This window comes from Bifidobacterium sp. UTCIF-38 (assembly GCF_006454495.1).
In the GTDB taxonomy this organism is placed as follows: domain Bacteria; phylum Actinomycetota; class Actinomycetes; order Actinomycetales; family Bifidobacteriaceae; genus Bifidobacterium; species Bifidobacterium callitrichos.
In genome coordinates, this window is record NZ_JFAL01000007.1 from 49662 (window position 1) to 63158 (window position 13497).

10 protein-coding genes are annotated in these 13497 nt (G+C 65.6%); all 10 read left to right on the forward strand.

Annotated features, from left to right (window positions below; translation table 11 throughout):
- Window positions 1-277 precede the first annotated feature (277 nt).
- The 10 genes from uvrA to BW11_RS03600 all read left to right on the forward strand — a co-directional run bounded on the left by uvrA (window position 278) and on the right by BW11_RS03600 (window position 13270).
- Window positions 278-3226 (forward strand): excinuclease ABC subunit UvrA, encoded by a 2949-nt coding sequence (gene uvrA / locus BW11_RS03555; protein WP_140444699.1) that lies wholly within the window; start codon window positions 278-280, stop codon window positions 3224-3226.
- Window positions 3223-5562, forward strand: a complete 2340-nt coding sequence (uvrC, locus tag BW11_RS03560) for an excinuclease ABC subunit UvrC (RefSeq protein WP_140444700.1) — start codon at window positions 3223-3225, stop codon at window positions 5560-5562. The genes uvrA and uvrC overlap by 4 nt, the downstream gene beginning before the upstream one ends.
- A gap of 57 nt (window positions 5563-5619) precedes the next feature.
- Complete coding sequence (locus BW11_RS03565) at window positions 5620-6597, forward strand: shikimate dehydrogenase (RefSeq protein WP_140444701.1); 978 nt, start codon at window positions 5620-5622, stop codon at window positions 6595-6597.
- Window positions 6598-6614: 17 nt separating this feature from the next.
- Complete coding sequence (rapZ, locus tag BW11_RS03570; protein WP_043163709.1) at window positions 6615-7538, forward strand: RNase adapter RapZ; 924 nt, start codon at window positions 6615-6617, stop codon at window positions 7536-7538.
- Window positions 7539-7704: 166 nt separating this feature from the next.
- A complete protein-coding gene (gene whiA, locus BW11_RS03575; protein WP_043163711.1) occupies window positions 7705-8652 on the forward strand; it encodes a DNA-binding protein WhiA in 948 nt (315 codons plus the stop codon).
- A gap of 138 nt (window positions 8653-8790) precedes the next feature.
- The gene (locus tag BW11_RS03580) at window positions 8791-9996 is read left to right on the forward strand and encodes a phosphoglycerate kinase (RefSeq protein ID WP_140444703.1); all 1206 of its coding nucleotides are present in this window, start codon (window positions 8791-8793) and stop codon (window positions 9994-9996) included.
- 155 nt (window positions 9997-10151) lie between these two features.
- Window positions 10152-10946 (forward strand): triose-phosphate isomerase, encoded by a 795-nt coding sequence (tpiA, locus tag BW11_RS03585; protein WP_043163715.1) that lies wholly within the window; start codon window positions 10152-10154, stop codon window positions 10944-10946.
- 81 nt (window positions 10947-11027) lie between these two features.
- Complete coding sequence (gene secG / locus BW11_RS03590; protein WP_107044693.1) at window positions 11028-11276, forward strand: preprotein translocase subunit SecG; 249 nt, start codon at window positions 11028-11030, stop codon at window positions 11274-11276.
- Window positions 11277-11444: 168 nt separating this feature from the next.
- Window positions 11445-12395: an L-lactate dehydrogenase gene (locus tag BW11_RS03595; protein ID WP_140444704.1), complete on the forward strand. Its 951-nt coding sequence runs from the start codon at window positions 11445-11447 to the stop codon at window positions 12393-12395.
- A gap of 29 nt (window positions 12396-12424) precedes the next feature.
- Window positions 12425-13270: an HAD family hydrolase gene (locus BW11_RS03600; protein WP_140444832.1), complete on the forward strand. Its 846-nt coding sequence runs from the start codon at window positions 12425-12427 to the stop codon at window positions 13268-13270.
- Window positions 13271-13497 lie beyond the last annotated feature (227 nt).

Consider the following 13497-nt stretch of genomic DNA (forward strand, 5'->3'; position numbering starts at 1 on the left):
GCGGCGGTTGCGGCGGACGTGCCATACTCGCCAATGTAACGGGGAAGCGGAGCAAAGGCAATACCCAATTTTCCACGATTTCCCCGACACGCCATCGAACAACTGTTCGAATTGTGTCGGGGAATCGGGTATCCTTGGGGCAGGTTTGACGTATTGGCACACATAGGAACAGGGACGAGGAAGGCGGGGCGCTGTGGCGGCGACGCGGACTGATACTCATGCACGGGAGGACGTCGGGGAAGACGGGAAGGTCGGCGGTCACGCCGTCGGAGGCGTCATGGGCGCGGCGATCGCCGGAGAGGAGTCGTTCCTCTCGCGCGAGATCGCGAAGGCGCCGCTCGTCGAGCGTGACGGTTCGTTGATCGCGGACATCTCGCACATTCCGAACGATCTCAAGATCACGATCCAGGGCGCCCGCGAGCACAATCTGAAGAACGTGGATCTCGCGATCCCTCGCAACCGCATGGTCGTGTTCACCGGCCTGTCCGGCTCGGGCAAGTCGTCGCTCGCGTTCGACACCCTCTTCGCCGAGGGGCAGCGCCGATACGTCGAGTCGCTCTCCGCCTACGCCCGCCAGTTCCTCGGGCAGATGGACAAGCCCGACGTCGACTTCATCGAAGGTCTGAGCCCGGCCGTCTCCATCGACCAGAAGACCACCAACAGGAACCCCCGCTCCACCGTCGGCACCATCACCGAGATCTATGACTACCTAAGGCTCCTGTTCGCGCGCACCGGCGTGCCTCACTGCCCCGAATGCGGCGAGCCCGTCGCCTCGCAGACCCCGCAGCAGATCGTCGACGCGCTGATGGCCTACCCCGAGCGCACGCGCTTCCAGATCCTCGCCCCCGTCGTCAGGGGGCGCAAGGGTGAGTTCGTCGACATGCTCGAGCTGCTGCGCTCCGACGGCTACGCCCGAGCGCTCATCGACGGCGAGATGAGGCAGCTGTCCGACGACATCACGCTCGCCAAGCAGAGGAAGCACACCATCGAGGTGGTCGTCGACCGTCTCGTCGTCAAGGACGGCATGCGTCAGCGCCTCACCGATTCGGTTGAGACCGCGTTGAGGCTCGCCAACGGATCCATCGTCATCGACTTCGTCGACGAGGAGGAGGGGTCGCCGGCGCGCCGACGCCCGTTCTCCGAGCATCGCAGCTGCCCCAACGGGCACACGCTCGAACTCGACGAGATCGAGCCGCGCACCTTCTCCTTCAACGCGCCCTACGGCGCATGCCCGGCCTGCACGGGTCTGGGATTCAAGCTGGAGATCGACCCGGAGCTCGTCATCTCCGACCCTGACAAGTCGCTCGCCGAAGGCGTCATCGAGCCGTGGAGCGGCACCAAGATGGCCTCCCAGTACTACGGGCACGTCCTCGAGGGGCTCGCCAGAGAGATGGGATTCTCGATGCGCACCCCGTGGAAGGACCTTCCCGAGGACGTGCGTCACGACATCCTCTACGGCCACGACTTCAAGGTCGACGTCTCCTACCGCAACCGCTGGGGGCGCCTGCGGGAGTACTCCACCGGCTTCGAAGGGGTCGTGCGCACGCTGATGCGCCGCCATGAGGAGACCGACTCGCAGTCGATGAAGGAGTACTACGAGTCGTACATGCGCGAGGTGCCCTGCCAGGTGTGCAAGGGCAGAAGGCTCAAGCCCGAGGTGCTCGCGGTCACCGTGGACGGCAAGTCCATCTTCGACGTGTGCGACATGCCCGTCGTGCGCGAGCTCGCATGGATCAACGGTCTGCACCTCGAGGGCTCCGCGCTGAAGATCGCCGGCGAGGTGCTCAAGGAGATCAGGGCGCGTCTCGGCTTCCTCAACGACGTCGGCCTCGACTACCTCACCCTCTCACGCGCCGCGGCCACGCTCTCCGGCGGCGAGGCGCAGCGCATCCGCCTCGCCACGCAGATCGGCTCCGGCCTCGTCGGCGTCATGTACGTGCTCGACGAGCCGTCCATCGGCCTGCATCAGCGCGACAACGCCCGGCTCATCGAGACCCTGCACCACCTGCGCGACCTCGGCAATACGCTCATCGTCGTAGAACACGACGAGGACACGATCCGCGGCGCCGACTGGCTCGTCGACATCGGCCCCGGGGCGGGCGAGCACGGCGGCGAGGTCGTCTACTCCGGCCCCGCCTCGCACCTGATCGAGGCGAAACGCTCCATCACCGGCGACTACATCGCCCGCCGCCGAGAGATCGCCGTGCCCGCGCATCGCCGCAAGATCACGCGCACCGCGAAGCTCAGGGTCGTTGGCGCGCGCGAGAACAACCTGAAGAACATCGACGTGGACTTCCCGCTCGGCGTCTTCACCGTCGTCACCGGCGTCTCCGGCTCCGGCAAGTCGTCGCTCGTCAACTCGATCCTCTACCCGGTCCTCGCCGACAGGCTCAACGGCGCACGCATCGTGCCCGGCAAGCATCGCCGCGTCGAGGGACTCGACCAGGTGCGCAAGGTCATCCACGTCGACCAGAACCCGATCGGGCGCACCCCGCGATCCAACCCCGCCACCTACACCGGCGTGTGGGACAAGATCCGCACCCTCTTCGCCAAGACCCCCGAGGCGCAGGTGCGCGGCTACGGGCCGGGGCGCTTCTCGTTCAACGTCAAGGGCGGCCGATGCGAGGCCTGCCACGGTGACGGCACGCTCAAGATCGAGATGAACTTCCTGCCCGACGTGTACGTCGAATGCGAGACCTGCCACGGCAAACGCTACAACCGCGAGACCCTCGAGGTGAAGTACAACGGCAAGACAGTCTCCGACATCCTCGACATGCCCATCGAGGAGGCCGCCGACTTCTTCAAGGCGTACACCGGCATCTCCCGGTACCTGAAGACCCTAGTCGACGTCGGCCTCGGCTACATCCGTCTCGGACAGCCCGCGCCCACGCTCTCCGGAGGCGAATCGCAGCGTGTCAAGCTCGCCACCGAACTCCAGCGCCGCTCCGATGGCAGGACCGTGTACATCCTCGACGAGCCGACCACGGGCCTGCACTTCGAGGACGTCAACAAACTGCTCAAGGTGCTGCAGGGTCTCGTCGACAAGGGCAACACGGTGATCGTCATCGAACACAACCTCGACGTCGTCAAGTCGGCCGACTGGATCATCGATCTGGGGCCCGAAGGCGGCGACGGCGGCGGCACGATCGTCACGCAGGGCACGCCGGAACAGGTGGCGCAGTGCGAGGAGTCGTGGACGGGGAAGTTCCTCAAGGGCATGCTGTGACGAACGACATTGAACGGCATTCGCCGGAGGTGTGGCGCAGGACCGCCGACGCCCTGCTCGGCGAGCATGGGGCGAACGCGGACGACGTCGGTGAGGGCACGGCGCGCGTGAACCGCAACGGGGCTCCGCTGCTGGGGGACTCGCGCGACCTGTTCCGTCCCAGAACCTCGGACATCCCCGCGAAGCCGGGGGTGTACAAGTGGCGCGACGGCGAGGGACGCGTCATCTACGTGGGCAAGGCGAAGAACCTGCGCAACAGGCTGACCAACTACTTCCAGCCGCTCTACCTCCTGCACCCGCGCACGCAGACGATGGTGCTCACCGCCCGCAGTCTCGAATGGACGGTGGTGGGCACCGAACTGGAGTCGCTCACGCTCGAATACACGTGGATCAAGGAGTTCGACCCGCGGTTCAACGTGCAGTTCCGCGACGACAAGACCTACCCGTATCTGGCGATCTCGGCGGGGGAGCCCGTTCCCCGCGTGTGGGTGACGCGCAGTCGCAAACGGCGCGACACCCGGTATTTCGGCCCCTATGCGAAGGTGTGGGATCTGCGGCACGGGCTCGACAGGCTGCTGCGCACCTTCCCGGTGCGCACCTGCACGACGAACGTCTACCACAAGGCCGAGCTGACCGGGCGGCCCTGTCTGCTCGCCTCCATCGGCAAATGCTCGGCGCCCTGCGTCGGGCGCATCGCCCCGGACGAGCATCGGCGCATGTGCGAGCAGCTCATCGGCGTGATGACCGGACGCCTCGGCAGGTCGTACATCACCCAGCTGACGCGTGACATGAAGGCCGCGGCAGCCGACCTCGAATTCGAGAGGGCCGCGCGGCTGCGAGACGAGATCGCCATGCTCTCCACCGTCGTCGAACAGAACGCCGTCGTCTTCGACCAGGACGTGGACGCCGACGTGTTCGGCTTCGCCACCGACGAGCTCGAGGCGTCCGTGCACGCGTTCCACGTACGCGCCGGGTCGATCCGCGGAGAACGCAACTGGAGCGTCGAACGCGTCGAGGACATCGACGACGCCGATCTGATGGCCGACCTCATCGTGCAGGTCTACTCCGAACTGACCGGGGACCAGACACGGGCCGCGGATGGGGACGCGGTCGGCGAGCCCGATGGACTCGTGCGGGAACGACGAGAAGCGGTCGGCTCCACGCAGAGCGTCACGGCGGTGGACGCGCAGGCGCGTGCGAAGGCCACCCGTGAGCGCAACGCGAGACAGGAGGTCACCGGACGCGCCGACCTGCTCGCGCCGATCGCACCCGTGCCGCGCGAGGTGATCGTGCCGGTCGAACCGTCGCGCCGCGAGGAGCTCGAGCACTGGCTGACGACCCTGCGCGGGGGAGCGGTGTCGATCCGCGTCGCCTCGCGCGGCGACAAGCGCCAGCTCATGGACCGTGCGAACGAGAACGCCTCCCAGGCGCTTGAGCGCAGCAAGCTCAGCCGCATCTCCGACATGGGCGCGCGCACGCGGGCCATGAACGACGTGGCCGATGCGCTGGGACTCGACGAGGCGCCGCTGCGCATCGAATGCTACGACATCTCGAACACCGTCGGCGGGGCGTTCCAGGTCGCCTCGATGGTCGTGTTCGAGGACGCCGTCGCGAAGAAGTCGGAATACCGCCGCTTCGCCATCCGCGGCAGGGACGGCCGGGGTGCGCTCGACGATCTGTCCGCCCTCTACGAGACACTCACCCGCCGGTTCCGTCATGGCAACATCGCCGGCGACTCCGGCGAGAGCATCGACGCGGAACGGCGCATGACCGAGGCCGGCATTCCGGTCGGATCGGATCCGGCGCGCAGTGACGGCGACGCGCTCGTCCAGCAGAACACGGACCGGCACCACTTCGCCTACAAGCCGAATCTCGTCGTGGTCGACGGCGGACAGCCGCAGGTCATGGCCGCCGCCAGAGCGCTGCGTGACTGCGGCGTCGACGACGTGGCCGTCTGCGGGCTCGCCAAGCGGCTCGAGGAGGTATGGGTGCCGGACGACGACTATCCGATCATCCTCAAACGCCAGTCCGAAGGCATGTACCTGCTGCAGCGCGTGCGTGACGAATCCCATCGGTTCGCCATCACCTACCATCGCCAGACCCGGCGCAGAGGGGCGCTGTGCAGCGCGCTCGACGACATCCCCGGAATCGGCGAAACCTATCAGAAACGTCTGCTCGCGCACTTCGGGTCCGTGCGCGCGATGCGCACGGCGAGCGTCGAGGAGCTGGAGGCCGTCAAGGGCATCGGGCACGCCAAGGCGCAGGCCATCTATGACGCTCTGGCGAAGGAAAGCGGAAAAGTGAGGGACGCGGGAACGCAAAGCGCGGGGCGGTAGCATCCGTTCCGCATAGTCCGAGTAGGATGGGGTCCAGCGAACTCCAAGGAGGCATGGATGACGATCGACAACCGATGCGCGGTGCTGGGCAAGCCCATCGCGCACTCGCTGTCCCCGGTGCTGCACAATGCGGCGTACCGTGCGCTGGGACTGAAGGACTGGGCCTATGACAGGCACGAGGTGGGCGAGGACGATCTGGACGCCTTCCTCAAGGGTCTCGACCCCACCTGGCGCGGTCTGAGCCTGACGATGCCGCTCAAGAGGACCATCCAGCCCTACGGGGTGCCCAGCAACGTGTGGGCGCGCGAGCTCAAGGTGGCCAACACCGCGATCCTCGACTGGTCTGCGGCGGACCATGACGACCCCGCCTGGCCCAACGGCAGACCGGGCATCAAGCTCTACAACACCGACGTGGTCGGCATCCAGCTCGCCTTCGACCATGCCAACCGCGAGCTCGGCGTCCATCACGCCGACGGCGAATCGGGCCGCGCGCTCATCATCGGCAACGGCAACACGGCTACGTCGGCCGCCGCCGCATGTCTGATGATGAGCGAGATCGGACGCATCACCGTAGCCTCGCGGCACCCCGGCAGGAGCCTCGGGCTCGACTCCGCCTCCCGGATCTTCAACGGCGACGGCCGTCGTCCGTACGACGAGATCGACCTGAACGACGAGGAAGCCATGATTCGGGCGGCGTGCGAGGCGACCTACGTCATCAGCACCATCCCCGGGCGTGCGGCGGACGGACTCGCCGCCGTGCTCGATACATCGTCGGCGTCGTTCGACGGTCTGCTGCTCGACGTGGTCTACGATCCACGGCCCACGAAACTCATGCAGGCATGGCGCGACCGCGGTGGACATGCGATCGGCGGCGAGGAGATGCTGCTCTACCAGGCCGTCATCCAGGTGCTGCTCATGACCGGAATATGGGACGGCGACCCGCCCTCGGACGCCGACAGGCGTCTGCAGGACGTCACCACCGACGACGACCAGTTGGAAATGGCGATGCGACGGGCCCTCGAGGAGGCGTTGTGATGAGAAACCGGCGACTGATGACGATGATCAACCAGGCCGAACCGGGCGAGGAGAACAAGCCCGCGCCCGCCGACGCGTTCGAGGTGCTGCTCATCACCGGCATGTCCGGCGCGGGGCGCTCGCACGCCGCCGACTGCCTGGAGGACATGGGCTGGTACGTGGTTGACAACCTGCCGCCCAAGCTGCTCGTGCCGCTCGTCGACATGATGACCAATGCGCGCGGCGGCGACGGCGTGCACAAGCTCGCCGCCGTCATCGACGTGCGCTCGCGCTCCTACTTCGACGATCTCAACGAGGTGCTGAGTCATCTGGACGATCTCGGCGTCAAGACCCGCATCCTGTTCCTTGACGCGCGTGACGACGTGCTCGTCAAGCGCTACGAGTCGGTGCGCAGGCCGCATCCGCTCCAGCGCGGCAACCGTCTGATCGATGGCATCAACGAGGAGCGCGTGCTGCTGTCCGATCTCAAGGAGCGTGCGGACATGGTGATCGACACCTCCGCGCTCTCCATCCACCAGCTGTCCACCAAGCTCTACGAGGCGATGATCGGCAAGGGGCCGTCCACGGTCTCCGTGCACGTCTTCAGCTTCGGGTTCAAATACGGCACGCCCACCGACGCCGACTTCGTGGCCGACGTGCGCTTCCTGCCCAACCCGTTCTGGGTGCCGAGCCTGAGGGAGCTCACCGGACGGGACAAGCCCGTCGCCGACTACGTGCTCGGCTCCAAAGGGGCCACGGAGTTCCTCGACGCCTACGAGAAGGCGCTGGTGACGGCCATCGAGGGGTACGCGAAGGAGGACAAGCACTTCGTGACCATCGCCGTCGGCTGCACCGGAGGACAGCACCGGTCCGTGGCGATGAGCGAGGAGCTGGCCCGCCGTTTGCGTTCACATGGGCTTGATGTCACCGTTTCGGCGCGCGAGCTGCAACGTAGGCGATGATCGCGGGCTGACCATATCCCGAGACGGCACCGTCGAAAAGGTGAAAAAGGTAAGAATGTTGTCCAAGATGGTCGGTATCACAGAAGTTCGGCGGACGGCAGGAGTATCCATCCTTCAGGGCCGGGCCTGAGACCATTGAGAGGGACGAGACTTAGGAGGTTGGCTCTTGGCTCTTCTGGATGATGTGAAAAGCGAGCTGGCGGCGTTGGAGGATGAGAAGGCGGATGCGCGCAAGGCGCAGGTGACCGCCATGATCCGCTTCGCCGGCGGCTTCACGAACAATGCCCAGAAGCAGATCGTCATGCTCGCCACATTCGATTCGCTGATCGCCGCGCAATGGCTGCAAAGAAACATCGAGGACCTGTACAACCTCGAGGCACGACTCATCACGTCGAGCCGCACCACGCCCAAGGGGACGCACCAGTACCATGTCGTCAAGGTCGAGCGCGGCGCCGTGAACCTTGCGGTGGCCACGGGCCTGATCGACCGCAACAAGGCGGTGCGCGGCCTTCCGGTCAAGATCGTGCAGGGCAAGATCGCCCAGGTCCGTGCCGCATGGCGAGGCGCGTTCATGGCGAAGGGCATCCTGTCCGATCTGGGCAAGAACCCGTACATGGAGATCATCTGCCCGGGCAACGAGGCCGCCATGGCGCTGGCCGGACTCGCTCGCAGGCTCGGCATCACCGCCAAGCCGCGTCAGCTGAGCAAGTCATATCGCGTCACGCTCACCGACCCCGATTCGATCGAGCGCATGCTCAACTCGCTGGGCGCGCTGCGCTCCGCACGCGAGTGGACCGGCAAGCGCACCGACGGGGAGACCCGTTCCAAGGCCAACCGACTGGCCAACTTCGACGATGCCAACATGCGCCGATCCGCCAAGGCCGCGGCCGAGGCGTGCGAGAAGGTGCGCAAGGCGTTTGAACTGTTCGAGGAGGCCGGTGTCGAGGTGCCCGACAATCTTCTGGCCGCCGGTAAGCTGCGTCTGGAGCACGGCGACGCGAGTCTCGAGGAGCTCGGACGCCTCGCCGAGCCGCCGATCTCGAAGGACGCCATCGCCGGTCGCATCCGCAGGCTGCTCCAGCTTGCGGAGAAGACCGCCAAGTCGCGTTCCTGATCGCGAGCGCGCGGGGAACAGCGGAAACGTTTGTCAAAAAACATGTGTCAGGCCTGCCGTCCGCGGCAGGCCTGTTGTATTATGCGAAGTGGCAAGAACTCGCCACTTTCCCGCGCGAGCGGTTCAGAAAGGATACACATGAAGACACTCAAGGATCTTGGAGATCTCAAGGGCAAGCGCGTTCTGGTGCGCGCCGATTTCAACGTCCCGCTGGACGGCACCACGATCACCGACGACGGTCGTATCAAGGCCGCCCTGCCGACGATCAAGACCCTGCGCGAGGAAGGCGCCAAGGTCATCCTGATGGCCCACCTCGGTCGTCCGAAGGGCAAGGTCGTCCCGGAGCTGTCCCTGGCCCCGGTTGCCAAGCGTCTGGGCGAGCTGCTCGGCGTCGAGGTCCCGCTGGCCGCCGACACCTACGGTGAGGACGCCCAGGCCAAGGTCGCCGCGATGAACGACGGCGATGTCGTCCTGCTCGAGAACGTGCGCTTCAACCCGGAGGAGACCAGCAAGGACCCGGAGGTTCGCGCCCCGTACGCCAAGAAGATCGCCGCCCTCGGCGATGTCTTCGTCTCCGACGGCTTCGGTGTCGTGCACCGCGCCCAGGGCTCCAACTACGACGTGGCCGCCGATCTGCCGGCCGCCGCCGGCCTGCTGGTCGAGAAGGAAGTCAAGGCCCTGTCCAAGGCCACCGAGAACCCGGAGCGTCCGTTCACCGTCGTGCTCGGCGGCTCCAAGGTCTCCGACAAGCTCGGCGTCATCGAGAACCTGCTCGACAAGGCCAACCGTCTCGTCATCGGCGGCGGCATGGTCTTCACCTTCCTCAAGGCCAAGGGCTACGAGGTCGGCACCTCCCTGCTCGAGGAGGACCAGCTCGACAAGGTCAAGGGCTACATCGAGACCGCCGAGAAGAACGGCGTCGAGCTCGTGCTGCCGACCGACATCGTCGTGAACCCCGGCTTCCCGGCCGGTGACACCCCGGTCGACCCGGAGGTCGTCCCCGCCGACGCCATCCCGGCCGACAAGATGGGCCTCGACATCGGCCCCGACTCCCAGAAGCTGTTCCACGACAAGATCGTCGACTCCAAGACCGTCGTGTGGAACGGCCCGATGGGCGTGTTCGAGATCGCCGCGTTCGCTGACGGCACCAAGGCCGTGGCCCAGGGTCTGGTCGACGCGACCGCCGCTGGTGCCTTCACCATCGTCGGCGGCGGCGACTCCGCCTCCGCGGTGCGCAACCTCGGCTTCCCGGAGGACGGCTTCTCGCACATCTCCACCGGTGGCGGCGCCTCCCTCGAGTTCCTCGAGGGCAAGGAGCTCCCGGGCCTGAAGGTGCTCGAGTAGTCATCACGGTTTCGTGAGGAAGGGGCGGCGTCAGGCCGCCCCTTTCGCTTGACGGCGCCCCTCGCCGTCCGTCACACTCTCACCGCTCTCCAACCACTCCGCCTGCAAGTGCAGTGCGCTGCATCATCGCAACCCCACGCAACGGAAGGAATCCCATGGCGTCCAAACGCATCCCGCTGGTGGCCGGCAACTGGAAGATGAACTTCGATCATCTCGAGGCCACCTATTTCGTGCAGAAGCTCGCATGGCTGCTGCGAGACGCCCATTTCGACTTCCGATCCGTCGAAGTGGCGCTGTTCCCCTCCTTCACGTCGCTGCGCAGCGTCCAGGTGCTCGTCGAGGCCGACAAGCTCAGGATCCGCTACGGCGCGCAATCCGTGTCCGTCACCAACCAGGGCGCGTTCACCGGCGACATCTCCGCGGACATGATCGCCCACCTCGGTTGCTCGTACGTCATCATCGGCCACTCCGAACGCCGCAAATACCATCCCGAGGACGATGCCAACATCGTCGATCAGGTGCGTGCCGTGCTCGCCGCCGGCATGCAGCCCATCCTGTGTGTCGGCGAAAGCTTCGAGGAGCGTCGTCAGGGCATCGAGCTCGACTTCGCCGTCGGACAGGTCCACGATGTGACCCGAGACCTCAACGAGGACGAGGCGGCCAAGCTCATCATCGCCTATGAGCCGGTCTGGGCGATCGGCACCGGCATGGTCGCCACCCCCGAATCGGCGCAGGACGCCGCCCAGGCCATCCGTGCCGACATGAGGTCGACGTTCGGCGCCGACGTGGCCGACACCGTGCGCATCCTCTACGGCGGCTCCGTCAGCTCGAAGAACGCGGTCGAGCTCATCGGCGAGCCGGACGTGGACGGCTTCCTCATCGGCGGCGCAGCGCTCGACGCGGACGAGCTGGCGCGCATCTGCCGTCTTACCGAGCGGACCGTGCGCTGATCGTCTGATCGTCCACATGTTTTTCAACACGTTGCGCTATGCTTAGGCGCAGCATTAGTAGAACCCGGAGGTATACACACCTTGACCGCTGTCAAAATCGCCCTCGAAATCGTCGTCGTCATCCTGAGCTGCCTGCTCACCCTGCTCATCCTCATGCACAAGGGCAAGGGCGGCGGCCTGTCCGACATGTTCGGCGGTGGCCTGACCCAGAACGCGGGCACCTCCGGCGTCGCCGAGAAGAACCTGAACCGCTGGACCGTCATCATCGCCCTCATCTGGGTGGCGATCATCATCGCCTTGGGTCTGATGACCAAGTTCAACCTCATCTGAGTTCGTCAGGCCCTGGCCTGAACTCCCCGAGTATCGCATAGGGACATACACACGGCGTACAGGGGCATATTCGCAATCGACCCATGACCCAACGGCCATGGGTCGCATTCGTATACGCTCGTATGTGCTTGAAACGGTCGCATCCGCAACAGGAAAAAGGAACAATCCATGGTCACCATGAACCGCAACAAGGTCGTCATCGTCGGCACGGGACAGGTCGGCTCCACCGCCGCGTTCGCCATCGTCACGCACGGCCTGTGCAACGAGCTCGTGCTCATCGACCACAATCCGGACAAGGCGTCGGGGGAGAGCCACGACCTCGACGACGGCAGCGAGTTCTGGGACCGCCACATCCGGGTCCACGCCGGCGACTACTCCGACTGCCGCGACGCCGACATCGTCGTCATCACCGTCGGCCGCAAGCCTCCGGCAAACTCCACGCGTCTGGCCGAACTCGGCTTCACCGTGGGCCTCGTCGGCGACGTCGTCGACCATGTCATGGCATCCGGTTTCGACGGCGTGATCGTCATGGTCTCCAACCCGGTCGACGTCATGGCATGGTATGCGTGGAGGCGCTCCGGACTGCCCCGCACGCAGGTGCTCGGTACCGGCACCGCGCTCGACACCTCCCGTCTCAAGACCATCATCGGCGAGGAGACCGGCCTCGACCCGCGCAACGTCGGCGGCTTCGTCATGGGCGAGCACGGCGACTCACAGTTCACCGCATGGTCCACCGTCGCCCTCGGCGGCAAGCCGTTCGCCCGGTTCCTCGCCGACAACCAGAGCCGCTTCTCCTCCGTCTCCACCGAGGAGATCGAACGAAAGACCCGCATGCGCGGCAACGAGATCGTCGCCGTCAAGCACGGCACCAACTTCGGCATCGCCTCCACCGTTGCCGGCATCGTGCAGACGATCCTGTGGGACGAACGCCGCATCGTACCAGTCTCCACGCTGCTCGACGGCGAATACGGCGAACATGACGTCTTCCTCGGCGTGCCCACCGAGCTGCGCGCCAACGGCGCCAACGAGATCGTCGAACTCGACCTGACCGACGAGGAGCACGCCAAGCTCCACCGCTCCGCCGAGATCGTGCGCTCCTACTGCGAGGGACTGCTGTGAGCGATACGACCACCGCCGCGACCATCGATATGACCGTCACCGCGAGCTTCCGGCCGAAGCTTATCGTTGCCGACCTCGACGGCACGCTTCTGCACGGCGCTCCCACGTTCGAGGAACGATACATCACCAGCCGTTCCGTCGAGGCGGTGGAGCGCCTGCACGACGCCGGATACCGCTTCGCCATCGCCACGGCACGCCCCGTGAGCACCGGCTACGAGTACGCCGAAAAGCTTCCGGTGGACGCCTGCATCTACCTCAACGGCGCGCTGATCGACTTCGATCCCGCGAAATCCGACTACGACATGCTCACCTCTGGCATGATGCCGGCCGACGGGCATCTCATGAAGATCGGCTTCCCCTCGTCGCGCGCCTGCGAGGTGTGCCGCTTCCTGCTGGACGAGATGCCGGGACTGAAGCTCGGCATCGTCATGGACGACGTGCGCTACACGAACTTCGACGTGAGCGTCTACTGGAAGACGCAGACGTGGCGTCCCACCGACTTCACCGATGTGCCCGACGGCGTGGCCGACAAGCTCATCATCTTCCCCGAGCCCGAACAGTGGACGCGCCTGAAGACCCTCGTGCCGCCGGATTTCGATGTGGCGATCTCCGAAGGCTCGATGTGGATGCTCATGAACCCGCTCGCCAACAAGCGCCATGCGCTCGGGACCCTGTGCGAGCGCATGGACGTGCCGCTCGAGTCGAGCGTGAGCTTCGGCGACGACCTCATCGACATCGACATGATGACCGCCTCCGGCATCGGCGTCGCCGTCGCCAACGCCAACCCCGAGGTTCTGAAGATCGCCGACCAGATCTGTCCGCCCAACGACGAGGACGGCGTAGCCCAATGGATCGACGCCCACCTGCTCGGCTAGTGTGCATTGATACATAGGGTGCCTGTAGCCGGCCTGTAGGGACTCAGCGCGAAAAATCGCCGAAATCACATTGAGTCCCACGAATTCATGGATTTGCGGGACTCAAGAGTGGAATCGGCCATGGCCGCACTGAGTCCCGCCAAACAAATCTGAGTTTTCGTTTTCTGTTGTTTTCGTGGGTTGGTCGGCTGTTGGGGTTGTCGACGTGGCGGAAGGCTGTAGGCCAT

What these genes read in the sequence shown, in the direction of transcription:
- uvrA (WP_140444699.1), top strand. Translation starts at nt 278, where the DNA reads ATGGGCGCGGCGATCGCCGGAGAGGAGTCGTTCCTCTCGCGCGAGATC.
- BW11_RS03565 (WP_140444701.1), top strand. Translation starts at nt 5,620, where the DNA reads ATGACGATCGACAACCGATGCGCGGTGCTGGGCAAGCCCATCGCGCAC.
- rapZ (WP_043163709.1), top strand. Translation starts at nt 6,615, where the DNA reads ATGACGATGATCAACCAGGCCGAACCGGGCGAGGAGAACAAGCCCGCG.
- BW11_RS03580 (WP_140444703.1), top strand. Translation starts at nt 8,791, where the DNA reads ATGAAGACACTCAAGGATCTTGGAGATCTCAAGGGCAAGCGCGTTCTG.
- tpiA (WP_043163715.1), top strand. Translation starts at nt 10,152, where the DNA reads ATGGCGTCCAAACGCATCCCGCTGGTGGCCGGCAACTGGAAGATGAAC.
- BW11_RS03595 (WP_140444704.1), top strand. Translation starts at nt 11,445, where the DNA reads ATGGTCACCATGAACCGCAACAAGGTCGTCATCGTCGGCACGGGACAG.
- BW11_RS03600 (WP_140444832.1), top strand. Translation starts at nt 12,425, where the DNA reads ATGACCGTCACCGCGAGCTTCCGGCCGAAGCTTATCGTTGCCGACCTC.